This is a genomic window from Vibrio natriegens NBRC 15636 = ATCC 14048 = DSM 759 (assembly GCF_035621455.1).
GTDB classification, from domain to species: domain Bacteria; phylum Pseudomonadota; class Gammaproteobacteria; order Enterobacterales; family Vibrionaceae; genus Vibrio; species Vibrio natriegens.
This window is the reverse complement of the sequence record NZ_CP141823.1, coordinates 665,925-688,470: the sequence shown is the minus strand read 5'-3', so window position 1 is coordinate 688,470 and position 22,546 is coordinate 665,925. Positions and strand designations below refer to the sequence as shown.

The 22,546-nt window shown below is 44.7% G+C and carries 24 protein-coding genes; 13 read left to right on the top strand and 11 right to left on the bottom strand.

The window, feature by feature from the left end; genetic code table 11:
* Nucleotides 1-11 precede the first annotated feature (11 nt).
* Nucleotides 12-1,415 (top strand): ethanolamine permease, encoded by a 1,404-nt coding sequence (eat, locus tag VER99_RS17595; protein WP_020334399.1) that lies wholly within the window; start codon nucleotides 12-14, stop codon nucleotides 1,413-1,415.
* Nucleotides 1,416-1,516: 101 nt separating this feature from the next.
* Here eat and VER99_RS17590 read toward each other — a convergent pair whose 3' ends face one another.
* The 4 genes from VER99_RS17590 to VER99_RS17575 form a co-directional block, all read right to left on the bottom strand.
* Entirely contained in the window at nucleotides 1,517-1,993 is a 477-nt protein-coding gene (locus VER99_RS17590) for a peptide-methionine (S)-S-oxide reductase (RefSeq protein WP_020334400.1), read from the bottom strand.
* Between the two features lie 105 nt (nucleotides 1,994-2,098).
* On the bottom strand, nucleotides 2,099-2,455 hold the full coding sequence (locus VER99_RS17585; RefSeq protein ID WP_014233612.1) for a VOC family protein: 357 nt from the start codon (nucleotides 2,453-2,455) through the stop codon (nucleotides 2,099-2,101).
* Nucleotides 2,456-2,479: 24 nt separating this feature from the next.
* Nucleotides 2,480-3,133 carry a nicotinamidase gene (locus VER99_RS17580; RefSeq protein WP_020334401.1) on the bottom strand — a complete coding sequence of 218 codons (654 nt, stop codon included), beginning with the start codon at nucleotides 3,131-3,133 and terminating at the stop codon, nucleotides 2,480-2,482.
* A 32-nt stretch (nucleotides 3,134-3,165) separates the two neighbouring features.
* Entirely contained in the window at nucleotides 3,166-3,891 is a 726-nt protein-coding gene (locus VER99_RS17575) for an NUDIX domain-containing protein (protein WP_014233614.1), read from the bottom strand.
* A 299-nt stretch (nucleotides 3,892-4,190) separates the two neighbouring features.
* Between VER99_RS17575 and pncB the strand changes: the two genes are divergently transcribed.
* The 3 genes from pncB to VER99_RS17560 all read left to right on the top strand — a co-directional run bounded on the left by pncB (nucleotide 4,191) and on the right by VER99_RS17560 (nucleotide 6,795).
* On the top strand, nucleotides 4,191-5,501 hold the full coding sequence (pncB, locus tag VER99_RS17570; protein ID WP_024373014.1) for a nicotinate phosphoribosyltransferase: 1,311 nt from the start codon (nucleotides 4,191-4,193) through the stop codon (nucleotides 5,499-5,501).
* A gap of 191 nt (nucleotides 5,502-5,692) precedes the next feature.
* Nucleotides 5,693-6,052, top strand: a complete 360-nt coding sequence (locus tag VER99_RS17565; protein WP_014233616.1) for a hypothetical protein — start codon at nucleotides 5,693-5,695, stop codon at nucleotides 6,050-6,052.
* Between the two features lie 224 nt (nucleotides 6,053-6,276).
* Entirely contained in the window at nucleotides 6,277-6,795 is a 519-nt protein-coding gene (locus VER99_RS17560; protein ID WP_014233617.1) for a glycine zipper 2TM domain-containing protein, read from the top strand.
* A gap of 71 nt (nucleotides 6,796-6,866) precedes the next feature.
* Here VER99_RS17560 and VER99_RS17555 read toward each other — a convergent pair whose 3' ends face one another.
* A complete protein-coding gene (locus VER99_RS17555; RefSeq protein ID WP_024373013.1) occupies nucleotides 6,867-7,766 on the bottom strand; it encodes a DMT family transporter in 900 nt (299 codons plus the stop codon).
* A 93-nt stretch (nucleotides 7,767-7,859) separates the two neighbouring features.
* Here VER99_RS17555 and VER99_RS17550 point away from each other — a divergent pair, with 93 nt between their 5' ends.
* The gene (locus VER99_RS17550; RefSeq protein WP_020334405.1) at nucleotides 7,860-8,744 is read left to right on the top strand and encodes a LysR family transcriptional regulator; all 885 of its coding nucleotides are present in this window, start codon (nucleotides 7,860-7,862) and stop codon (nucleotides 8,742-8,744) included.
* A 126-nt stretch (nucleotides 8,745-8,870) separates the two neighbouring features.
* Here VER99_RS17550 and VER99_RS17545 read toward each other — a convergent pair whose 3' ends face one another.
* Nucleotides 8,871-9,401: a copper resistance protein NlpE gene (locus VER99_RS17545; RefSeq protein WP_014233620.1), complete on the bottom strand. Its 531-nt coding sequence runs from the start codon at nucleotides 9,399-9,401 to the stop codon at nucleotides 8,871-8,873.
* Between the two features lie 394 nt (nucleotides 9,402-9,795).
* On the opposite strand from VER99_RS17545, the gene VER99_RS17540 reads away from it, so the two are divergent.
* The 4 genes from VER99_RS17540 (at nucleotide 9,796) to VER99_RS17525 (ending at nucleotide 11,170) form a co-directional block, all read left to right on the top strand.
* Complete coding sequence (locus VER99_RS17540) at nucleotides 9,796-10,086, top strand: DUF134 domain-containing protein (RefSeq protein WP_014233621.1); 291 nt, start codon at nucleotides 9,796-9,798, stop codon at nucleotides 10,084-10,086.
* Nucleotides 10,083-10,583 carry a NifB/NifX family molybdenum-iron cluster-binding protein gene (locus VER99_RS17535; protein WP_020334407.1) on the top strand — a complete coding sequence of 167 codons (501 nt, stop codon included), beginning with the start codon at nucleotides 10,083-10,085 and terminating at the stop codon, nucleotides 10,581-10,583. The genes VER99_RS17540 and VER99_RS17535 overlap by 4 nt, the downstream gene beginning before the upstream one ends.
* 1 nt (nucleotide 10,584) lies before the next feature.
* Complete coding sequence (gene nqrM, locus VER99_RS17530; RefSeq protein ID WP_020334408.1) at nucleotides 10,585-10,794, top strand: (Na+)-NQR maturation NqrM; 210 nt, start codon at nucleotides 10,585-10,587, stop codon at nucleotides 10,792-10,794.
* Between the two features lie 181 nt (nucleotides 10,795-10,975).
* On the top strand, nucleotides 10,976-11,170 hold the full coding sequence (locus VER99_RS17525) for a hypothetical protein (protein ID WP_020334409.1): 195 nt from the start codon (nucleotides 10,976-10,978) through the stop codon (nucleotides 11,168-11,170).
* 69 nt (nucleotides 11,171-11,239) lie between these two features.
* Here the strand turns inward: VER99_RS17525 and fusA are convergent, their stop codons facing one another.
* Nucleotides 11,240-13,264, bottom strand: coding sequence for an elongation factor G (gene fusA, locus VER99_RS17520; protein ID WP_020334410.1), 2,025 nt, complete (start codon nucleotides 13,262-13,264; stop codon nucleotides 11,240-11,242).
* A 664-nt stretch (nucleotides 13,265-13,928) separates the two neighbouring features.
* Here fusA and VER99_RS17515 point away from each other — a divergent pair.
* A complete protein-coding gene (locus VER99_RS17515) occupies nucleotides 13,929-15,317 on the top strand; it encodes a carbohydrate porin (protein WP_020334411.1) in 1,389 nt (462 codons plus the stop codon).
* An 83-nt stretch (nucleotides 15,318-15,400) separates the two neighbouring features.
* Here VER99_RS17515 and VER99_RS17510 read toward each other — a convergent pair whose 3' ends face one another.
* Nucleotides 15,401-16,609 (bottom strand): MFS transporter, encoded by a 1,209-nt coding sequence (locus VER99_RS17510; RefSeq protein ID WP_020334412.1) that lies wholly within the window; start codon nucleotides 16,607-16,609, stop codon nucleotides 15,401-15,403.
* Nucleotides 16,610-16,705: 96 nt separating this feature from the next.
* Here VER99_RS17510 and soxR point away from each other — a divergent pair, with 96 nt between their 5' ends.
* Entirely contained in the window at nucleotides 16,706-17,137 is a 432-nt protein-coding gene (gene soxR, locus VER99_RS17505) for a redox-sensitive transcriptional activator SoxR (protein ID WP_020334413.1), read from the top strand.
* Nucleotides 17,138-17,145: 8 nt separating this feature from the next.
* Here the strand turns inward: soxR and VER99_RS17500 are convergent, their stop codons facing one another.
* Nucleotides 17,146-17,541, bottom strand: coding sequence for a DUF2391 family protein (locus VER99_RS17500; protein WP_014233629.1), 396 nt, complete (start codon nucleotides 17,539-17,541; stop codon nucleotides 17,146-17,148).
* Nucleotides 17,542-17,554: 13 nt separating this feature from the next.
* Entirely contained in the window at nucleotides 17,555-18,400 is an 846-nt protein-coding gene (locus VER99_RS17495) for a tetratricopeptide repeat protein (protein WP_020334414.1), read from the bottom strand.
* Between the two features lie 233 nt (nucleotides 18,401-18,633).
* Between VER99_RS17495 and VER99_RS17490 the strand changes: the two genes are divergently transcribed.
* Nucleotides 18,634-19,104: an ASCH domain-containing protein gene (locus VER99_RS17490; RefSeq protein ID WP_020334415.1), complete on the top strand. Its 471-nt coding sequence runs from the start codon at nucleotides 18,634-18,636 to the stop codon at nucleotides 19,102-19,104.
* 48 nt (nucleotides 19,105-19,152) lie between these two features.
* On the opposite strand, the gene VER99_RS17485 is transcribed toward VER99_RS17490, so the two are convergent.
* Complete coding sequence (locus VER99_RS17485) at nucleotides 19,153-20,661, bottom strand: phospholipase D family protein (RefSeq protein ID WP_014233632.1); 1,509 nt, start codon at nucleotides 20,659-20,661, stop codon at nucleotides 19,153-19,155.
* Nucleotides 20,662-21,376: 715 nt separating this feature from the next.
* Between VER99_RS17485 and VER99_RS17480 the strand changes: the two genes are divergently transcribed.
* Complete coding sequence (locus tag VER99_RS17480) at nucleotides 21,377-22,534, top strand: efflux RND transporter periplasmic adaptor subunit (protein WP_020334416.1); 1,158 nt, start codon at nucleotides 21,377-21,379, stop codon at nucleotides 22,532-22,534.
* The last annotated feature ends 12 nt before the right edge of the window (nucleotides 22,535-22,546 follow it).

Sequence of the window (22,546 nt, the reverse complement as noted above, 5' to 3'; positions counted from 1 at the left end):
AGGGATTTACTATGTCTAATCATCAGGAATATCTGGCTAAAAGACAGTTAAAAAGAGGGACCGCAGGCTGGATTCTGCTTGCGGGGCTGGGCGTATCGTATGTTATTTCCGGGGACTTTGCCGGATGGAACTTTGGTATCGCTCAGGCAGGCTGGGGTGGTTTCCTTATCGCAGCGATTGCGATGGCGGTGATGTACCTAACGTTGGTTTTATCTTTGGCGGAAATGTCGGCGGCGATTCCGGCTGCTGGTGGCGGCTATAGCTTTGCGCGTCAGGCAATGGGACCGACGGGCGGCTTTTTTACCGGTTTATCTGTACTTATTGAATATGCGCTTGCACCTGCTGCGATTGTAATATTCATTGGCTCAGCGGTGAATGAATTGATTGGTATTGATGGCCCTGTTGTCTACGCACTTTTTTATGCCGTCTTTATCGGAATTCACATGGCTGGTGTTGGTGAAGCGCTAAAGGTCATGATGGTTATTAGTGGATTAGCGGTGTTGGCCATTTTGGCGACCGCAGGTGTACTGATAGGTGACTTCGACATCAACAACCTGTTTGATATTGCTCCAGCAACTGCTCAGGCAACAGAAGCGTTACCATTTGGCTGGTATGGTGTATGGGCTGCACTGCCATTTGCGATGTGGTTATTCCTCGCGGTTGAAGGGGTTCCTTTAGCGGCAGAAGAAGCGAAAAACCCGGCGAAAGACGTGCCAAAAGGCATTATCGGTGCAATGTTGTTCCTTCTACTAACAGCGACTCTTGTGGTTGTGCTTTTAGCTGGTGCAGTAGGTTCACAAGTTATTGGTGATAGTGCGGTACCATTGGTTGATGCACTGAAGCTGACAGGTAACCTGACTATTGCTACTGCCGTTAACGTACTTGGTCTGGCTGGCTTGATTGCGTCGTTCTTCTCAATCATTTACGGCTACAGCCGTTTGGTATTCGCGCTTTCTCGTGCTGGTTACCTGCCACAAAGCTTGTCACTAACAAGTGATAAGAAAGTGCCGACTCGTGCACTATTTGTTCCGGGTGTATTTGGCTTCTTAGTCTCGCTGACAGGTGAAGGTGATTTGATTTTGGCAATGGCTGTTGTTGGCGCAACCGTATCGTACGCTTTGATGTCACTAAGCCACATCTTGCTACGCATCAAGCAACCTGAGCTACATCGCCCATACAAAACACCGGGTGGTATTGTTACTTCAAGTATCTCGTTGGTGCTTTCTTTAATCGCGATGACTGGCGTTTATGCATTTGATCCTTCAGCGTTCTTTATGACCATGGGACTGTTCGTTATCGGTGGAGCGTATTACGGACTCTACAGCCGCAACAAACTGGTTGCGACTTCAGCAGAAGAAGAGTTTGCGATGCTGTCAGTGGCGGAACAGGAATTGGAAGCAGAAGGCGCTCGTTAAGTTCTTCTCAGTAGATACGATTGTAAATAACTAAAAGGGAGCCTTGTGCTCCCTTTGTTGTTTTTAAATCCGTCTGAAAAATATTCAGCGAATACTGGCTGTTAGCGGTTCTTATACTTGTGTAATAAGTCCAGAGGAATATGGCAGTAATCATCCGGGAAGCGAGTTAGCCTGTCTTGGTGTTCGTCATCACTTGGTACGTAGTTGGTTAACTCACGTACTTCGACCACTATCTTGGCGGCATCTTCTCTATTTGCGATGTAGCTTTTTACTCTGTCGAGGTGTTGCGGGTTTTGGCTATACACACCCGTTCGGTATTTTTCACCGACGTCCTCACCTTGTTTATTGACGCTGTAAGGGTCGATGATTTCGAAGAAGTAACCCATCAAATCTTCGATAGATACTTGCGAAGGGTCGAATTGAGTGCGTACGCATTCCGCATAACCGTCGTAATCCGTGGCAGTGGAATTTGTCGTGCCGTTCGCGCGACCCGCTTCGGTAGCAATCACGCCGGGAAGGTGGCGCATAAATTCCTGTACGCCCCACAGGCAGCCGCCCGCAAAGTAAATCTCTTGCATAAATCTGTTCACTTAAAAGTTTGGCGCATTATGTCGTGGCATCACAGTCAAGTGCAAGGCGCGACTTGCTAATCAGACCACAAGAGCATGTTTCTGGCGGTCGAATTAGTGACTTTCTGACCAAACAGCAAACTCATTGCCACTTGGTTCAGTAAAGTGGAATCGACAACCTCCGGGAAACTCAAAGATTGGGCGCAAAATATGCCCACCATGTTGTTCCACCTTGGACAATGTCGCCTGAATGTCCGAACTATAAAAGACCAACAGTGCTGCGCCATTTGAGGTGTGACTGACAAGCTCAGACTTGAAGAATCCACCGTCTAGTCCTTGTCCAGAAAATGCGCTGTAATCCGGACCGTAATCGACAAATGACCAGCCAAAAACTTGCTCAAAGAACTGCTTTGTCGCACTCAAATCTGTACTGCCAAATTCTACGTAGTTTAATTTTTCGTGTTGGTGCATGGTGATTTCCTTATCGTGATGATGTTATGCAAACTGCTCGACAATGATGTCATCAGCACAGTCAACAAATAACGCGCCGTTTTGTTTCATTTCAGCAATCACATCATCAAGGGTATCTGGCAATACTGCGCGTGTCGAAGCAAGATTCACAACGACTTTAAACCCGAGATCTAATGCCTGCATCACCGATTTTTTTACGCAGAAATCGAGGGCTAAGCCACCGACAACAAGCGTATCGATGTCGTTACATTTCAGGAACTCATTCGCACCAGTCGTTTTAGTATCAGCAACGTCATGAAAGAAAACGCCGTATGGATGCGCGTCTGGATCCATGCCTTTATTGACTTGGAAATCATACTCCAGAACAGGCGGCAATCCGTCTAACAGTTCAACACCGGTCGTGCCGAGTACGCAGTGACGATTCCATTTTACGTCGACGTTTGGCAAACCAACGGGTTCTAACATATTGGTTGGCGTTTCTGCGTCCCACGCTGCTTTGGGCGGGTGTAAGTCGCGACTCACCAGTTTTAAACGACCTTTTGCGTGGTTTTTAAGTAGTTCCGGTACTATTTCAAGGGCGCCTGCTACGGGTAGTTCGTCAGGGCAAAGCTCACTGAACCCTTTCTCAGGATCCACATCGAATACCGCAGTGGTTTGATAGTTAACTCGAACAGTCATGGCAGACTCCTTGTCTGTCTGATTGTCTGCGCTTATCCACGCAAACAGTTTTGGAAAAAAGTGACTTCGTCGCTAGTTAGTGTGTACACCATGGCTGGTTTACCACCTTTACCTTTGTTGGTGGAAGCGACTTTGTTGGTTGGTTTCAGTACGCCTGAGTCGATCAAACGGCGTTTGATGGTCATGCGGCTGATGTCGATCCCAAACTCCTGATAAGCAGAAATGATGTCGGCAACCAAAAACTCTTTGTCTAACGCGAACAGAAGTACGGACGTGTATTCGATAGAAGCGCGCAACTTTTGCCAGGCTTTTTCGATGGTATTTTGATGGTCAAAAGCCAGAGTTTCCTCACCATCTAGGATGGCCTGCAGCGGGAACCACTTTAGATGACATTCTGGAACGCCAGCGTTGTTGATTTGCTCAACATTATTTCGATCCACTAAGGCATAGTGGGTGATGTTTAAACTCCAGTCGTCTGGATCTCGCTTCGGATCACCATCAATAAACGCTTCACTGAAATGACGAGGGTAAGTATGGATTTTTTCTCGGCAAATACGGCGACGAGCCGCTTCGAAATTTTCATCCGCTGGACGCCCGCCTTCATGGGTCAAATCTTTATCAAAGACAAATCCACCCGGCAATGCCCATACGCCATGGTATGGTCGGTTCGGATTTGAACGTTTAATCAGCAACACTTCCAATCCTTTATTGGCACAGCCAGAAAGTCTGAATGGAATGATGTCGACAGTTACGATCATGGTTGGGTCCTAATAATAAGTTGTAAGTAATCTAGCGCATAATAAGTGTTCATTCAATGGGTAAGTAACGATTTGTTCGTAACCATTTTTGCTTTGTTGAGGGCTCAGTTTGGGTATGAGATTAACGATATTTTTGAGTTATTCACAACTGGTATCCGTTTTTTAAAGATAAAAACCTTATTAAAAAGAGTGGTTAGTAACAAAAGTTGACAAACTAATGATGGGTGTTTATTGTTTACGCAAATTAGTTAGTAACAAAAAGTTATATACTCAGGGAAGGGTATGTGGAAGGGCACCGAATGACAACCAATCTATTTTCTTCTCGCATCATCCAAAGTGCTTTGGACTTTGATGTCTACAAAGTGAACATGATGAGCGCTGTTGCCGCTCTGTACCCTGATGCGATGGTGTCATACAAATTTATCGTTCGTAGTGAAGAAGATCTGTCGGATTTATTGCCTGAGGTAGAAGCAGAAATCCTTAAGCTTCAAGACCTTCGTTTTACAGACGATGAAATCAACTACATGAAAAGTGTCGCTCCGTATCTCAAGCCCGAGTTTGTCGATGCATTACGCCACTTCCGCTTTAATCCACAAAATGATGTGTCGCTGCACAATAAAACGATGCCAGATGGTTCCAACCAATTACGCATCACGATCACTGGGTTGTGGAAAGAGACCATTTTGTACGAAACCATCATCATGAGTATCGTTTCTGAAGTTCGCAGTCGTCTGCGTTGGTCTGATATTCCGTTACAGCAGTTCCAGACTGTATTGCAAGATAAAGTTAGTTACCTTAAGTCGGAGATGAAGCGTCGTAATATCTCGAGTTTCAAATTTTCCGATATGTCGACTCGACGTCGTTTCTCCTTCCAGGCACAGCGAATCATGCTTGAGTATTTGTGCCAGGAGTTACCCGATTGTCTCACGGGGACCAGCAACTACCATTTAGCGCGTGAAATGGATCTCACCCCGATTGGCACTGTGGCTCATGAGTGGTTCATGGGGCATCAGGCGTTAGTGAATGTCCGTGACTCGCAGAAAATAGCGTTGCAACGTTGGCAGGAGATGTTTAACGGTGCGTTAGGCATTGCACTGACGGATACTATCGGTATTGATGCTTTCCTTAAAGACTTTGATGAAGAGCTCAGTAATGCCTACTTTGGTGTGCGTCATGACAGTGGTTGCCCATTCGCTTGGGGCGAAAAAATGATTCAGCATTATGAATCGTTGAATATCGACCCTATGACCAAGACTCTGGTATTTACCGATGGATTGAATTTTGAACAAGCGTTAGACATTTGTGAGCACTTTCAGGGTCGAGTTCAGGTTAGCTTCGGTATTGGTACTTTCCTGGCAAACGACATGGGCGAATATATTAATGATAAAGGCACGGCTTATAAGCCTTTATCCATGGTAATTAAAATGGTCTCCTGCAACGATTCGCCTGTCGCGAAAATTAGTGATGAACCAGAGAAAGCGATGTGTGAAGACATTTTCTTTTTGATGAATCTAAAGCGCCGCTTTGAACAGCCTTTAGATTTAGATGAGTGCCGTGATCTCATTGATCGCCTAGAGAATGAAGGGCAAAACTATTTGATTGATGCCTGATCGCCATTCTATATCTCCCTTGATAACTGCCCTCTATCGTGTCGACAAAAATTAGTTAGGCTAACGTGGAGGGTGATTTCGTTATAGTATCTTTACCCAACGTTACCCACAGCGAGTTCGCTTAACTGTGTGTCTAACTGCTTCTTGATGACTTTGGGCTTCAACGTAATAGCTTGAATCAGGAGTAAAAAATGAATTTAGTTGTACATTTGCAGAAGAAAGCAATAAGAAAATACGGCTATGAAATGGCAACTCGTCAGGCTTGGAAATGTGGGATCAAAGCCAACTTGGTGAGACGGGTAATCGGCTTGTTCAAAGGGCAAATCGTGTGCGTAGTTGAAGGTTGCCGTGCAGAGCTGTCTTCGCCTATCAATAACCCGCTCCATGATGATGAAAAACAAGGCCGCTACATTTTTGTTGGTGGTTTGTGTTGGGAACCAAACAACATTATTGCCCCGGGATTTCCCGATTTTATGTTTATGCACGTGCGTAGCATGAGTCACCGGCATAAATACTTATCAGACGATGAACTGTTCCTCAGTTTAGCCTGAGCCTCAGTATCAATCAGTTTCGCTTAATGAGATTGCATCAGTGATAGGTGTCGTTGATGCAATGTCGGCTCAATTGACATGCCGTTAGTTATTTCTTAACGCCATTTTTAAAAAACGCTGTTTTTTAACGTTCTAATGACAGGGCGCTCATGTTCGCTTGATGTGTATTTGTGCTTCCGACTTACTATACCGGACATAGAATAAACTATGCTGGGATGTAAACCATGAATACTAAATCTATTGCAATTGCGGCCGTGGTTGTTGCTGTATTAGCAGGCTGTAAGGAGAAAACGCCGCCAGCTCCGACTCAAGCTAACATCACTTTGATTGAAGCAGTGACAGAAACAGTCAAGAACCCTCATCAAGTGTGTAAAGATGTGGTGGTAACACAGCAAGTTGCACCGACAGATGACAATAAAATTCTTGGTACTGTTGGTGGCGCTGCGGCTGGTGCTGCTCTTGGCAACCAGATTGGTGGTGGTTCTGGTAAGATCATTGCTACGGCAGCAGGGACAATTGCTGGTGCACTAACAGGTCGTAAGATCCAAGAAAATGTGCAAAAGGGCGATGTGGTAACGACGACGAAGCAGCAATGTCACACCGAATATACCACGTCAGAAAAAGTGGTTGGTTATGATGTCACCTATGAAGTCGCAGGTGCACCAACAACGGTTCGTCTAGCAAGTAAGCCAGCGACGAAAAGTTTCCCAATCCAAGACGGTAATGTCGTTCTGCCACAGTAATTGGGCATTAGGCAACACATAAATAAAAACCCCTTTGTCTTTCGGACAACGGGGTTTTTGTCTATCTGGTATCAGGTAACCTGCGCCTGTTGCTCCTGATTGACTTGAATTTGAGCTTGTTGTTTTCGAATACGACGCTCGCGCTTCGACAGCCAAATCAACGGTACTATTATCATGACCGTGCCAATAGCCATGAATATGTCCGGCAATTCATCAAACCAAATAAAGCCAATAACGGCTGCGCCAATCAAGCCACTGTATTCCGCACTGGCAATCTTATTGCTTTCTATTGAACGATACGCGAGTACACATGTCGCTGCATATATCATGATAAATAAGCTGGAACCTGCGGCGACTGGGAAAGCACTCCAATCCCAAGGTTTCCCTTCAATAAAAACAAGCAACAGTGCAACAGGAATACCCGCTAAATTCGTCATAAGCAAAGTGTGCATCACGGACTGTTCTCTAGGTATTTTTCGAATCAATAAGTTATTGACCGCAATACTCATCGCTACAACAAATGCTGAAATCGCCGCCCAATCGATTTGATCCGGGCGAATGATGACTAACACGCCTAAAAAGCCCATGATGGCAGCAGCGACAGATTGTTTCGAAAGCTGCTCTTTGAAAAACAGTGCGGCAATAGGCAACATCATTAATGGAGCGGCATAGAAAATCGCGTTTGCGGTCGCCAGCGGCAAAGATGAAATTGCAAAGACCATGAATATCGCGCCCAGTAACCATACATGTGCACGAATAGCATGCCATTTAAACCCTTCCATAAAATGAGTTGGTCGACTCAGTAAACAAAAAGGCAGCAGAAACAGTACAGCGGAAACTTGTCGGAATAGCACAAACTGAAAAACGGGCACATCATTACCGACACTTTTAATCAAAGCGTCTGAAATTACCGCAATAAGGTTTCCAACAATTAATAGCAGCATTGCTGCTCCGACAGATGTAACTTTCACTTTTTTATCTCCTCATTCTTTGCGCAAGAGTAGGTGATGTCATAGGATGAAGTGAAGTGATATTTATTAGTTTAAGTATGAGATTTTTAGATAATGAAATTACCCCCGCTTAGAGCGGTTCACTGCTTCGAATCTGTGGCGCGAAATTTAAGCTTTTCGCTTGCCGCCGAAGAGCTCAATGTGACGCAAAGTGCTGTGAGTCACCAGATCCGTTTACTCGAGGATTATCTCGGGGAGTCGTTGTTCATTCGCCAAGGCAGGAAGCTCTCTTTGTCTGATACTGGCACGCAATATCTGGAAGACATCAGCCCTGCAATTACTGCCATCGCGATGGCGAGCCAGAAGGTTCGTGAAGGTGAGAAGGGCAGCATTCGTTTGGCGATTTATAGCTCGCTAGCGGTAAAATGGCTGATTCCACGTTTGTCTGATTTTAAACGCTTGCATCCCGAGATTGAACTTACGCTTAACATGATGGCGGGAGACCCAGAGCAAACCGAGAGTGTTGGAGATTGTTTCATCACGGTGCAAAAACCAAAGCGAAATTATGTCTCTGTTCACTTATATAAGGACATTTTATATCCGGTTTGTAGCCATAAATTATGGAAAGAGATGCAAGAAATGCCGATGCCGGAAGCGTTTTGGCAGTATCCACTTCTCTCTACCGACTCTGTCTATCGCGAGCGTGGAAAGGATTGGTCTGAGTGGTGTAAGGCGGGCGGATTTACTTTGCCAGGTAATGTCGATATGCAGCATTTTAGCCATATGCTATTAGCGATAGAGGCTGCGCGTTATGACCAAGGTATCGCATTTGCAAACGACTTTATGCTTAACGAACGAGATATCGCACATGACTTGGTTTATATCCCATCTCACGGTTTAGATACTGGTGATAGCTTTTACTTTGTTCATAAGAAAAGCCGCGCTAAGCAAGCCGAGATCATAAAGTTAACCAACTGGTTGAAGCAGCAGTGCATGTAGATACAGAGAGACTTTTTATTCCAACCTACAATTTAAGCGGATCGCGGGGCATTTTGCTTGAGCTGATATGAAAAAACCGAGCAGCAGTCTGCTCGGTTTGAGTACTTTTTCACAACATAATAGCGCTTATTGCTGTTTGATTAGGTTGTAATTATTAGCAAGTTCGCCTGTTACTTTTTCACCGTTCATGTCTAGCTTCATTAATACGTTCTCGCCGACAAAGTACTGGTTCGGTGCGTCTTCGTTGGTCAACGTTACCGTGCTGCCACTTTCATCCCAGCTGAATTGACCTTCTGACTTGAATTGGCCATCTTCTTTGCCTTGGTAGCTTTGCTCAAGCAGGTAAGTACCGTCTTGATTTAGAGTGATAGTGATATCAATACCAGAGCAGTCTGCACATGGAAGTGTACCTTGGTAAGTGCCATTCCAATCAAGAGCGTTGCTTGCATTGTGTTGAGTGTCGACAAATGTTTCTGCTGAAATGCCTTGTTCTTCCACTGCTTGCTCTTCTGGCGCTGGCATTGCGTCAGTTGCTTCAGCGACTTGCACTTCTTCTACTTGAGGCGTTTCTACCGCAGTCATTTCTGCTGGTTTTTCGTCTTGACAGCCCGCAAGAATAATAACCGCACTCGTTACTGCCAACATTGTCTTTTTCATTTTATCCCTCTTTCAATAAAGATTATGTATGCCGTTAATGTTAGCCCCACTTATGAAATTTACGTCATAACAAAGCAAGGGAATGATATCGTTGTGTCAATAAGAATCAGTTACTGGCATGAAAATGTCAGAACAATCAGAGCAGTGTAAAGCTATTGTGCCTTACGGGTTTATTGCGTATTTATTTTGCACAAGTATCAAAAGTGTCACTAATTTAGACTGTTTATCCTTATAAGACGCTTCCTGTTTTCTCTCTAACTACGATTTTTGCAAACTTAGCTTTATGGCATATGCCAATAATGTTGTTGGCGTATGCCATAAACGGGCGTAACGTGTATGCCAATAACCTGTTTCTTGGAGTTATTGGGTTTGTTGATAATTAAGAGGAATGGCGATGGCTAGGCCAAAAATAGAACGGAAAATATGCGGGCGAGCTGCCCATCACTGTTTCAAGCCAAATGGTGTGCCGTTTCAGCAATTGGAACAAGTCAACATACTGCCCGAAGAACTCGAAGCACTGCGTCTCGCTGATTTAGAAGGGTTAAGTCAACAGCAAGCCGCCGATCAAATGGGTATTTCGAGACAAACTTTTGGCAACACGGTAAAAAGAGCACGATTTAAAGTCGCAAAAAGTTTAGTTGAAGGTCATGCACTGGTTTTTCCCAATGAGGAGTCGAACTTATGATTTATGCTGTTCCTAATGATGGTGAGCGCGTAGCCAACCACTTTGTCAAAGCGCCCTATATCGCTATTTATTCCGATGAAGACGGAATGCTGCAAAATTTAGCTAATATTGCTGCGATGCCACAGTCTGGCTGTAAAGCAAAATCTCAGATGATCCAGTCATTGGATCAGTACAACGTCGATGCAGTGCTGGTTCGTAATATTGGTGAACGAGCACTGGAAAAATTACTGCGTAATGGAAAGCAGGTATTTCGGTTGTCTACTCGTAGCTCTATAGAAGACGTTTTGGGCGTTGCCAGAACACCGCTGACCGACGTGTCTCAAGGTCGACCTTCGGCCAATCACAACAAAAAAGATGGTTGTGGATCATGTGGTTGTGGTGGTAAACAATCCAAACCGTCAATCTTGAGCCGCCCGAAACCGACTCGCGAGTTGTTAGCACTGAAATCCAGCCCCGCTATACTTAGTTTAAAGGCTTCAGATAACAAGGTTGGTTAGCATGGTCTGGGTATTTACCTTTGTTGGTTTTCTCCTAATTATTTTATTGATGTCTCTTGGTGTGATTTTCCACAACAAGCGCATTCAAGGCAGCTGTGGTGGCCTGAATAATGTTGGTGTCGATAAAGTGTGTAACTGTGAAACCTCGTGTTCTGAATCTCAACGTCGCTTGTATCAAATTTCAGAGCCGCACTCGTCATCGGAGCATTAAAACAAAAATCCAATCGGGTAAAGCGAGTTTAAACTTGTCTGTTCCTCTTCTAATGCTGAGTTATATTAATGCATTTAATTGCATAAAAGTTGTCGTGGTTGTCTAAATTTTGCTCTAGGGTTTTGTTGGTCTGTGGATTTCGGTCTACGCTTAAAATTCGTGTTAATAAAGGAGAACCAATATGGCTGTAATGAAGCAGGATATTCCACATCGCGTGACGGTTTATCATGACAATCTTAATCAAGAAATAGAGCTGAAAAATGCGATGCTGCCAGAGAAACCACGTTACTTTAACGGTTCACCGACTTACAAAGCGGAAAGTGTCGAAGAGTTCGAAAGTAAAATCAGTCAAATTGGATTGTCGCTCGATAAATAGCTCCGAATACAAATAAAAAATGCGCCCTCGACATGAGGGCGCTTTTATTTACGGCTTTTTACTGAGCAATTAGTTCTGCTGGGTACTGCTTTGACAGACTTGTTTCTGCACCGCTGGTGGCGCGGGTTCGTAGTGACTCAACGTCATGCTGAAACTGCCTTCACCTCCGGTAATCGCACGTAATCTTCGGGCGTAGTCTTGCAGCTCATTCACTGGAGATTTCGCTCTGATCAGAGTGAAGTTATTATCCACAGGCTCAGTGCCTTCAATTAATCCTCGGTTACCAGACAAATCACCTGATACATCCCCAACGTTAATGGTAGGAATGTGTAATTCCATCTGAATGATTGGCTCAAGAACAATCGGGTCGGCATTATTAACTGCATCCAAAAACGCCTTTTTACCCGCAATGACAAAGGCTATCTCTTTAGAATCAACAGAATGGTATTTGCCATCATAGACGGTCACTTCAAGATCTTTGATCGGGTTACCGGAGATAGCACCTTCCTCGAGCGCTTGCAGTATTCCTTTTTCTACGGCAGGAATAAGGGCAGTAGGAATCGCGCCACCAACCACTTTATTGATGAACTTGAACCCAGCTCCACGCTCCAGAGGACGAACTCTTAACTGCACTTCACCAAACTGACCTGCGCCTCCACTTTGTTTCTTATGTCTATAGTGGCCTTCAGCTGGTTTGGTAATGGTCTCGAAGTACTCGACACTTGGTTGGCATGTTTCGACATCTAGCTTGTATACGTTAGCCATTTTCTCCAGCGCAACTTTGAGATGGAATTCGCCCTGTCCACTGATGATAGTCTCGTTGGTTCTTGCTCGATGTTCGATGCGTAATGAAGGATCTTCACTGGCGATTTTGTTAAGTACGTCGCCCAGTTTTTGTTCGTCTCCGCGTTTTAGTGGTTTTAAGCAAAGAGAGTACATGGAGTCTGGGAAATTGAGTGTTTTTAGCTCAACGCCGTCTTCGTCATGGGAGTCATGAACGATAGAGTCAAATTCAAGATCATCGACTTTAGCTAATACACAGAAGTCACCCGCAATCGCACGTGGAATCTCTGTCCGCTCTTTGCCTTGCAGTTGGTACAAGTGCCCAACCTTGAACGCTTTATTACTCTCACCGATGTAAAGCTGACTGCCAGCGTTAATTTCACCTTGGTAAACGCGAAGATAAGCCAGTTTGCCCATATATGGGTCGACACTCACCTTATAAACATGCGCCACGGTATGTTCCAGAGACTCACAATTAACTTTGATTTTCTTGCCGTTTTTTTCAAGCAGTGGCGGATTACCTTCGTTTGGCATCGGCATAATTTCAGCCAGGGTGCGAAGTAGTAGCTCGACACCCGCTCCCGTCTGTGCAGAAACAAAGCAGATAGGGATCACGTGACCAGTTCTCAGTGCCTCTTCAAATGGGTCATGCAGTTGTTCTGCAGTGAGTTCTGAGCCTTGTTCCAAATAGAGTTCCATTAACTCTTCATCAACTTCGATAACCTGGTCAATTAAGGTTTCATGCGCTTCTGTCACTTTAGCCAACTGGGTTTCTCGCTCCAGTTCAGGCTCAAAGTAACAATCGATAACGGACTGGCCATCGGCAGAAGGCAGGTTTATCGGTAAACATTTATCGCCAAAATGCTCAACGATATTATCCATCAATATTTGTAGCTGGTTACCTTGGTTATCGAGCTTGTTAATGATGATCATCTGACACTTCTGTTGCTCTTGAGCAAAGGTAAATAAGCGATCAGAGGTTTGGTTGAGTGGTGTTTGTGGGTCGACAATAAGTGCAGAGGTTTCAACGGCCGGAAAAACACTGAGCGTTCTGCCGAGTAATTCACTCTGTCCCGGAGTGTCGATAATATTCAGGCGATGATTATTCCAGCGTAACGCGACAGGAGTTGCTTCGATACTATGTTGATATTGAATAGATTGGGGGTCGAAGTCGGTAACGGTATCGCCTTTTTCTACGCTTCCTAAGTGATGCGTCGCGTCACAGGTGAAGAGCAGCTTTTCGACGAGGGTCGTTTTGCCGGTTCCTGTCTGACCAACAAAAGCGATGTTGCGGATGTAATTGATAGGCATAAAGCCTCCTTGCTGACGTGCGGAAACCACAGTTTCCAGATAAACCTGTTATTAGGTCACGAACTGCATTGGAGTAGGGCGGGTTTACCGCCTATTCGTCTTCCATGTCATTTTCCGGATGACTTTATGCATACAACCGCCTTACTGAGGGAAGCAGATTAAGAGGTTATTACGATATTAGAAGTTGCTGACCATTTTTAAAGTATCTTGTTGGCAGAAGTCAGCCCATTCATACAAAAACAATTCACTTGGCTTTATATAGCATGACTCAAAAGCCTTGATTTTTATGTGACTTATTTCATGCTGGGACTGATTGCTTTTTAATCGAGATCATAAACTTGAAAGTTGTTGTAAACATGCTGGTTCGAACAGAGCTGGACAGACATAGATAAACAGAACCTCGCAGTGGCCAAATCTGTGATCAGTACCAAGTGCTTACTCAATAAATCGTGATGGCGTTAATGTTTTCTATCAATTATCGGGATCGTTCCCGATTTGTTTTATATAGTGATTTACGAGTTATTTATGGCGTTGACTAATAATTAGGCTAACGGATAACAGGATATTAGTCTTTATTATTGGGTTTAATTCCACATTTAATCGATTTTGTCGGGAACGTTTGCCAAGTCTCGAAATAATCAATTTAATGTTGGAGAAATAAATAATGAAAGCGAATGTATTGGCACTAAGTATCGCAACCGCTCTGCTACCTACAACATTTGCCTATGCAAATGAAGATATGGATGCCTTGGAAGCTCGAATTAGCGAGTTGGAATCCAGATTAGAGCAAACGGAGCAAGTTGCGAACAAAGCCGACAACACAGCATCGCAATTCGAGTTCCATGGGTATGCGCGTGCAGGTATTTTGATCAATGATGATCTTAACGGTGCAACGGGAACAGGACCTTACATGACTGCGGCTGGCGCGATAGGTGCTCCGGTTGGTCGATTAGGCTTGGAGGATGATAACTACTTAGAAGCAAACTTGATCCACAACCGTTATATGGATGATGGTTCGAGTGCTCGATTCCATATCATGTTGGCGGACAGTGTTGAAAGCAGCAATGATTGGACGGCTGACGACAGTAAGTTGAATGTTCGTCAGGTGTATGCAGAGCTGAAAAACTTACCTTCTTTCAGCGGCGCATTTGATAATGCAACAGTTTGGGCGGGTAAGCGATTCGACCGTGATAACTTTGATATTCACTTTTTCGATTCAGATATCGTATTTCTAGCCGGTACTGGTGCAGGTGTTTACGATGTTCAGATCACGGATGAGTGGAAATCGAACTTCTCTATTTATGGTCGTGACTTCGGTGAAATCGACAGCTCAAGTACTGATATCGAGAACTACATTGCGACTACCAATAACCGCATTGGCAATATCCAGGTGATGTTGAGTGGTATGGTGTCGTCTGACAACGAAGATAGAACATCTAGCAACACGTCACCAACTAAGCGTGCAGAAAGTGGTATTCATGCTCTGTTTGCTTACCATGCCGACAGTTTTTACGGTGTGAATGATGGCTTTTCTAAAACAGGCTTTTCGATTGGTCAGGGGTTAGGTGCAGAGCTAAAAGGTATTGGTTCAAATGGTGACTTGAATGACGATGCACAAGCGGTTCGAGCGTTTTCATATGGCGTGACTCGCTTTGCTGATAACTGGAGAATGGCGCCAGCGCTGATGGCGGAGTACAGCCAGGATCGTGTGAAAACCAATGATGAGTTTATGTGGGCTTCGTTGAACGTTCGTTTGGCTCAAGAGTTAACAGAAAACTTTGAAATGGTTTACGAGGGAACCTACCAGTACATGGACCTAGACAACAGTGTTGTACAAGCGAGTGGCGGATTCTACAAAGCGACAGTAGCACCAACGTTGAAGCTGGCAACAGCAGCCGGTTTCTTCGACCGTCCAGAATTACGTTTTGCGGTGAGCTATGTTGACTGGAGTGATGATCTTAATAATTACTCTGTGAGCGTGGATGACAGTGCAAGCACTATGGGACGAGGCGGTGAAACCATATTTGCTTTGCAGATGGAAACTTGGTTCTAAGGTTTTGCTAGTTTAAGCGTTAACAGCAAAAAGGATGACAGTGTTGGCTGCCATCCTTTTTTATTTTCCAATTTTAGTGCGGATCATTTCATTACCGTTTGGAGGGCTAAATCGTTGTTGTCATCAATATTCTTTTGCAGTGCCCACATCGCTCCCACTGCCACCATCATGACAACGGCAGCGAAGATAAAGCCGTAGCGTGTCATGTCATAGTGACTCAGCATGGCAATGACGACATAGCTGAGTGATTGCACCGTAGTACTGAACATGCTGATTCCTCCATCCACTCGGCCACGCTGATGAATGGATACCGTGTGATGCATCCAGTTAATTCTCGCAATTCGGTTTAATGCGTTAAATACACCAAATAGGGCTATCAGCATCAATATACCCATTGGATGTAATGAGAAACTCATGCCAATCAGGGTAAGAGAAAGAATCGTCATTGATACGAAGATAATATGGGCGTGTGGAAGGCGGTTAAGTACCTTCGTAACAATCAACCCGGTAAATAGGGATCCCAAGCCAAAGCTGATGTTAAAGCCTGCAAACCAATCACCAGTAATGTCCTGCTCTGAGAACCAAATCGGGACTAATTTGCTTAAGTACGTCAACACCGGATAAGAGAGGCAAGAAAGTAGAATGAACCCGAAAAAGTAAGGCTCACGGCTAAAGATGTGCTTACTCTCTTTTAGTTGGTTCATGAAAGAAACTGAGTGTGATTCACGCAATCGGCGAGTGTAAGGCGTTAGTATATAGAAAATGGCAGCCAACGATGACGCCGTTGCCGCAAATAGAGCGAACTCCATCATTCCCCACTTTTCTAGTAACAGCACGCCAAGTGCACCTGCGCCGAGAGTCGTGGACTGCATAACGATTTCCTGCTGACCAGAAATCTTGGCGTACTCATGTTGCTGATAGTTTTCTTGAGTAAATGCGTTGTTGGTTGCCCAGGCAACATTACTGGAAACCCAGTACACCAACTGCGCAAAAGCCAATAGCCAGTGGGACTCTAGCTCAAGCCCGTATGCGGCGAATACCACCAGAGCCATTCCCGCTTGTACCCATTGATTCACAATCAGCAATGTTTTACGTGAATGGCGGTCAGTCAAAGTGGAAAAGAACGGTGTGACCAAGAAAGAGACTGCGGTACAGGTAAGCGATACTAACGCGACAAATGTTCCCATTCCTGGCGAAGCCAGCATGACCCAGGGAAGTGCCATCATAAATAAGCCTGACGATATGCTGTCGAAGAACCTTCCGATTAAATAAGGCTGAGTTTTGTTTTTCATATTTGTGCCTCGATAATTGATTTGGTCTCACTCTAAAACCTCAAGTAAACTTGAGGTAAAGTGTTTTTTGCAAAATCATTGGAATGGGAGTCAGGGATGGAAATCAGCGTAGGTGAAGTAGCGAAACGTTCTGGAGTGAAAGTGTCGGCACTGCATTATTATGAACAAAAAGGATTAATTTCGAGCTGGCGAAATCAGGGAAATCAACGCCGCTATCATCGAAGTGTGTTACGCCGTGTTGCCGTGATTAAGGCTGCGCAGCAGGTAGGCTTGTCTTTAGAAGAAATCAAACAAGCGCTGGATAACCTGCCAAAACATCAAGCGCCGAACAAAGCGCAATGGGAGAGAATGGCGAGCCAATGGCATGAGCAGTTAGAGCAAAAAATTCAGCAGTTGAAAGCACTACAGAATGATTTGGGTGGTTGTATTGGATGTGGTTGTCTATCGCTTGAAACGTGCGCCTTACGTAACCCAGAAGATGTGTTAGGAAAAGATCATTCAGGCTCTAACCTTACGTTGGATGAATGAAGTTAGGCTTACTCTTTATCGAAGCTGTCGACGACAATCGCGCCCATAGATGCTGGCATCGTGATGACGATAATACGTTTTATCGCCACCAAAGGCTCTGTCAGGAGCGGAAGTTTATCGAGACAAAGCAATACCAGTGCAACCACAACTGCCGCAATGGTGTAAGCGATGATAACGCGGAAAATAAAGATGGATACGCGATGGCGAATTCGGCTTTGGAATACACTCTGATACGCGAAAAAACTCAGAAAAATAACTGAGAGGCTTAACAACATGAGCAGGTTTGCCATCGGCAAGCTTTCACCCAAGCGCCATGCTTCTTCGGAAAAAGAAATCGGTACTGCAAGAGCAAAAGCGCCAACCAATACCTGGCTGGCATCTTCTAGGTTAAAGTGACGGCTCATGTCGTTTATTCCGTTACTCGTGATGGAGCTGCAACAGCTTCTCAAATCGTTCGTTGCCGTGTAGCAATTCAAGATCGCGCTCTTCAGCTAACAGGTCACGAATCGAAGGGCTGTACTCAATGGCACGCTCTAAATCTTCAATCGCTTGTTCTTCAACACCTAATCGAGAATAGGCACAAGCGCGTTGATAAAGTGCTGGGCCATTCGTGTAGTCCACTTCTAAAACGCGATTACAAATGCTCAGTGCCCAATGGTATTCATTAATTTCCATTGCGGCGTCTGCCTTGTAAGTGAGTGCTTCCAAATCACCAGGGCGAATAACCAGAATTTCATCATAAATTTCAATTCGCTGCTCAGGTGTTTGAGAGCTTTGTGCGCGCAGCCATAAGTTATGGATTTCGTTGATTTTCTCGATTTCTTTGTTGTTCTCACTGATGATGCGAGTCTTGCGTTTTAAGTCTCTTTCCAGTGCGACAAACTTTTTCTCATATTCGCTTGCGATCTTATCCAATCGCTTATCGGCCATCTCTTTGGTGTTGTGTTTAAATTCACGCAGCGACTGCCAACCGACGAAAGCGATCAGCGATGCAACACCTGCGATGATGTAAAAGAAGTACGTCACGGTGACATTGGCGTAGTTTAACGATTTATCAGCGACGCTAAGTTCACGGTCGGTGATTTCAGTAATCGTGCGTTTTTCCAAGTTTTGGAAGTCCTGACGTAGCGATTTAAGCTCGTCTAAAATATAGCGCTCCATAAGCGGTCTATCTAACAAGTCAGATTCTGAATATTTTTCTTCAGATGCCATGGTTGGCAGTGACAGAATCAGTGTGAAAAAAATACCGATGAATAAGCGCATAAAACGTCCTTTTGCGTTAGGGATACAGATAGACCATGCAACAATAGCAAATAGCACAAACGTTTAGCAAAATTCTCACAAAAGAAATATTTACCTTACTTTCCGTTGCCTTTGCAGTTCAACTGTACTCTTTGACAGCAGAGCACAGATCATCTTTTAGATTCTAGAATATTGTTCTTTGCTCTATGAGCCATTAAGCTTCTTCCACCTTATTGATTGTTAGGGCATTTGTTATGGACGTCAAAGCTAAAAGTTACCTCGATCAGTACTTAGTATTACTTAATTCTCGGCAACGAGAAGCCATTCCGTCAATGAGTGCAGATTATTACTGTGCTGATGAATACAACGCGAACCTATGCGCGGAGCTGGTTCGAACAGGGCAAAAAACAGCGTCTTGCAGCATGGAGCTTTGGTATAGCGAACACGGAGAAGCCATGCCTCAAGTTGGGCACCTTCAGGTTGTGACGAATTGGGATGGTGAACCCGTTTGTGTGATTGAAATTACCGAAGTTTCTACCAGCCCATACAGCGAGGTAGGAGATGACTTTGCGAGAGCAGAAGGTGAAGGGGATAGAACACTACAATGGTGGCGAGAGGCTCATGCCCGCTTCTTCCAAGCCGAATGCGATGAGTTAGGTATTGAATGGCATGAGCAAAGGCTGTTGGTTTTAGAGCGGTTTAAAGTCGTCTATCCTTTGGATTAAATAATAAAACAGCGCCGACTAAGGGCGCTGTTTTAAGATCGAAGCAGGTTAAAGTTGATCTTCGATAGGTAAAATACCGGAGAACCAAGAGCCCATTCTTCGCCACATACTTGCTTCAGGTTCTGAGTTATATTCCTGCCCTGTTTTATTATCAGTCCAGACAATATCACCGTCGCGGAGCGTCACTCGGTAAGCGTTGTTATTGAGTATTTCAGGTAAGGTTGCCAGAAAGTCTTGAACATATTCTGGTTGCTTAATCACAGCAGCCATCTCGGTGTTGAGTTTTGCCGAGCGTGGATCCCAGTTCATAGAGCCGACAAAAAGCGTCTCTTTATCGATTAGCATCGCTTTGGCATGCAAACTCGCGCGGCTACTACCCGTTAAGCTCCATTTGCTCTTAAGTTTGGCACTGGATTTTACTTCCCAGAGTTTGATACCTGAAGCGAGCAGATCTTCTCGGTACTTTGAATACCAGCCATGCACTGCAAAGACATCGTTAGAAGCTAGGCTGTTGGTGACGATCGTAATATCCACCCCTCGTTTCGCGGCGTTGGTCAGCGCTTTTGTTCCTGCTTCGGTTGGCACAAAATATGGGGAGATAAGCACGAACGAGTGGTCCACACTTTTGAGTAGCTCGGATAAGTTTCCAACCAGCTGGCTTTCATGCGTCGCCACTTTATCTGGTAAGTCAAACCAGATGTCTCCTTCACCCCAATAAAGTGTTAGTTGGCCTTTCTTCAGCTCTTGATACATGTCGAGCATATTGAAGTTATAACGACCTTTTGTAAATTTATCAGTCAGTTGCAGCTTTTCGACTTGTGTTTGGATAGCAGCCTCGGTGATTTGTTCAGACCCAGGGAAAACCCACTCCATCGGCATGGAATAAACACTGTTCCAGTAGAGATCAAATTGGTCTGCCGTTTGTTGAACTGCTTCTCCGTAAAGCAGCAAGTCGAAGTCACCGAATGAGACTTCAGATTCGAACGAGAAATATTCATTGCCGATATTTCGACCACCTACTACCGCCGCAACACTGTCAGCGACAAGCGATTTATTGTGCATTCGGCGGTTCAGGCGATCGAAGTCTGTCGCAAACCCGAATAGCCTTGCCGAGCGATATTGGTGAGGATTAAACAATCGGATTTCGATGTTTGGATGGGCGTTCATAGCGGCCATCATTTTATCGTTCCGCTTTTGCATGTCATCAAGCAGCAAGCGAATTCGAACCCCTCGTTTTGCTGCTTCGTACAGTCGCCATGTAATGAAATTACTGGTCTCATCTCCTCGATAGATATAGTACTGAAGATCCAGGCTTTTCTGAGCCGATTCAATCAGCGAGATACGTGCAAGAAGCGCATCGTGACCTTGGTTAAGAGGATAAAAACCAGTCTCCGTTTTCGGATCCTTTTCGTAAGCCTCAAAGTAGTGCGCCAATGCTGAATCCGATTGGTAACCGTACTGAAACGTAGTGGACTTTTCACTAGGGTCTCTGTACTCAATTGCAGAACAGGCCGACAGAAAAGTAAACATGCAGGTGAAAATGAGCTTAGTAAACATATGAGACAATGAACATATCCTTGTAATACAAAACGTTACTTAAGCTGAGTATATACGCAAATGGTTTCAACGTGCAGGGCTGAATACACAATCACGCACATTAGACAGGAGAATTTTAGCTGCTGGCGCTAAATGTCTCGCTTAGGTTGTGACTTGAGTTGATTTTTTCTCTCAGAAGTTTGTGTTGGCTCGCTTTTTTAGACGCACAAAATCATTTATTTAATTAATGTTTTTACTCTAATTGGTTGGATTCACTAATATCTGGTATTTCTCACCTATACATGACTAGGATTATTGCACGAATATTAGTAACTGATTGATTTTTAATGGTTATATATCTGGCATGCAGCTTGCGTATGGGATGTGTGAGTAGGGATACACAACTTGCGAAGTGAGTTAAAATTTTGTTAATTTTATGAGCTTTTAAAGGATAATTTGCCGTGGATTACGGTCTCAAGCCTTTGTGAGTGTTGTTCTCTTATGAAGTCCAGGTTTCGGTGGTTCTTCAGGGCTTACCTTTACTTGGAGATGAACAGAATAGTCTATTTCAGATGCAAAACTAATCCGAATAGCGAGATGATCAAATCGTTATTTAGATTGGTACAACTACCTCACCGTTTACTCATAGGAACTTGAGTTGGCTGGCAGTATGTGACACCTGTAGGTCGTATCAAGCGCTAAACGGTGACAAAAACAATAAAAAAGGATTTTTTGGATGTTATCAAAACCCATGTTGCGTTGGCTTTTACCCTTCGTTGTTGCTGGTGGCTCGTACGCAGGTTATGCCGCAATAGCCGCAACGGCTCCAGAAAAAGAGTCGACGAAAGAAGCCATTGCTGAGCCGACGGTTCAGGCATCTTCACTTTTTCCTACCGACCACAAAGTGGTGATTACCAGCCATGGCGAATTGGTGCCGTTTGAGAAAACTCACCTCTCTGCTCAAGTGAGCGGTGAAGTCATCAGTTGGCACCCTAACTTTGTCACTGGCGGTATCGTAAAGCGCGGTGAAATCTTGTTCACGATTGAAAGCGATAACTACGAGGCGGCAGTGCTTCAAGCTGAGGCGGCTCTGGCCAGTGCTCGTGCAACATTGATCGAGGAGAAGGCGAAAGCAGAAGTCGCCAAGCGTCAGGCTAAGCAACTGAGTGATAAACAAGTAACGGACTTATATTTACGTAAACCGCATGTACTAAGCGCAGAGGCGCAGGTGAAATCGGCACAAGCGTCTTTGAAACGTGCTAAGCGTGATCTGGAAAACTGCAAAGTCATTGCACCCTACGATGCGCTAGTGGTTGAGCGAGATATCGGCGTCGGCCAGTTCGTTACATCTGGATCTCGTATTGCTACGCTCAACAATATTGAAGTAGCAGAAATACATGTGCCGATTGCTGGATTTGACAGTGCATTCTTACCAGAATCTATCAATGAACTTCGTGCCACCGTCACTCAGCAAGGTATTTTATCGACGACGCGTGAAGGCAAAGTGGTTCGTGACCTAGGTATGATCGACAGCGCAACCCGAATGATCAATATGGTGATTCAGGTTGAGGACCCATACGGGATTGATAATAAGCAACCACCAATCAAATTTGGTTCTTATGTTGAAGTCAGCTTTACCGGTAAAGAACTCAAACACATTTATCGCTTACCTCAAGAATTGGTTAAAAACCGCACCGTCTGGGTTGTCAATGATGACAGCCAACTCCAGCCTCGAACTGTTACCGTACTGAGAGCGGAAGGCGAGTTTATGTTGGTCGGTGACGGTCTGGAACAGAGCGATAAGCTGGTGTTAACTCTGCCTGAGTACCCGCAAAAAGGCATGGCGGTGCAAATCGCAAAAAAGAATGACGACTCCGAAACCGTCGTACAATAAGTAGGAGTTGTC

What these genes read in the sequence shown, in the direction of transcription:
- eat (WP_020334399.1), top strand. Translation starts at nt 12, where the DNA reads ATGTCTAATCATCAGGAATATCTGGCTAAAAGACAGTTAAAAAGAGGG.
- VER99_RS17590 (WP_020334400.1), bottom strand. Translation starts at nt 1,993, where the DNA reads ATGCAAGAGATTTACTTTGCGGGCGGCTGCCTGTGGGGCGTACAGGAA.
- VER99_RS17585 (WP_014233612.1), bottom strand. Translation starts at nt 2,455, where the DNA reads ATGCACCAACACGAAAAATTAAACTACGTAGAATTTGGCAGTACAGAT.
- VER99_RS17580 (WP_020334401.1), bottom strand. Translation starts at nt 3,133, where the DNA reads ATGACTGTTCGAGTTAACTATCAAACCACTGCGGTATTCGATGTGGAT.
- VER99_RS17575 (WP_014233614.1), bottom strand. Translation starts at nt 3,891, where the DNA reads ATGATCGTAACTGTCGACATCATTCCATTCAGACTTTCTGGCTGTGCC.
- pncB (WP_024373014.1), top strand. Translation starts at nt 4,191, where the DNA reads ATGACAACCAATCTATTTTCTTCTCGCATCATCCAAAGTGCTTTGGAC.
- VER99_RS17565 (WP_014233616.1), top strand. Translation starts at nt 5,693, where the DNA reads ATGAATTTAGTTGTACATTTGCAGAAGAAAGCAATAAGAAAATACGGC.
- VER99_RS17560 (WP_014233617.1), top strand. Translation starts at nt 6,277, where the DNA reads ATGAATACTAAATCTATTGCAATTGCGGCCGTGGTTGTTGCTGTATTA.
- VER99_RS17550 (WP_020334405.1), top strand. Translation starts at nt 7,860, where the DNA reads ATGAAATTACCCCCGCTTAGAGCGGTTCACTGCTTCGAATCTGTGGCG.
- VER99_RS17545 (WP_014233620.1), bottom strand. Translation starts at nt 9,401, where the DNA reads ATGAAAAAGACAATGTTGGCAGTAACGAGTGCGGTTATTATTCTTGCG.
- VER99_RS17540 (WP_014233621.1), top strand. Translation starts at nt 9,796, where the DNA reads ATGGCTAGGCCAAAAATAGAACGGAAAATATGCGGGCGAGCTGCCCAT.
- VER99_RS17535 (WP_020334407.1), top strand. Translation starts at nt 10,083, where the DNA reads ATGATTTATGCTGTTCCTAATGATGGTGAGCGCGTAGCCAACCACTTT.
- nqrM (WP_020334408.1), top strand. Translation starts at nt 10,585, where the DNA reads ATGGTCTGGGTATTTACCTTTGTTGGTTTTCTCCTAATTATTTTATTG.
- VER99_RS17525 (WP_020334409.1), top strand. Translation starts at nt 10,976, where the DNA reads ATGGCTGTAATGAAGCAGGATATTCCACATCGCGTGACGGTTTATCAT.
- fusA (WP_020334410.1), bottom strand. Translation starts at nt 13,264, where the DNA reads ATGCCTATCAATTACATCCGCAACATCGCTTTTGTTGGTCAGACAGGA.
- VER99_RS17515 (WP_020334411.1), top strand. Translation starts at nt 13,929, where the DNA reads ATGAAAGCGAATGTATTGGCACTAAGTATCGCAACCGCTCTGCTACCT.
- VER99_RS17510 (WP_020334412.1), bottom strand. Translation starts at nt 16,609, where the DNA reads ATGAAAAACAAAACTCAGCCTTATTTAATCGGAAGGTTCTTCGACAGC.
- soxR (WP_020334413.1), top strand. Translation starts at nt 16,706, where the DNA reads ATGGAAATCAGCGTAGGTGAAGTAGCGAAACGTTCTGGAGTGAAAGTG.
- VER99_RS17500 (WP_014233629.1), bottom strand. Translation starts at nt 17,541, where the DNA reads ATGAGCCGTCACTTTAACCTAGAAGATGCCAGCCAGGTATTGGTTGGC.
- VER99_RS17495 (WP_020334414.1), bottom strand. Translation starts at nt 18,400, where the DNA reads ATGCGCTTATTCATCGGTATTTTTTTCACACTGATTCTGTCACTGCCA.
- VER99_RS17490 (WP_020334415.1), top strand. Translation starts at nt 18,634, where the DNA reads ATGGACGTCAAAGCTAAAAGTTACCTCGATCAGTACTTAGTATTACTT.
- VER99_RS17485 (WP_014233632.1), bottom strand. Translation starts at nt 20,661, where the DNA reads ATGTTTACTAAGCTCATTTTCACCTGCATGTTTACTTTTCTGTCGGCC.
- VER99_RS17480 (WP_020334416.1), top strand. Translation starts at nt 21,377, where the DNA reads ATGTTATCAAAACCCATGTTGCGTTGGCTTTTACCCTTCGTTGTTGCT.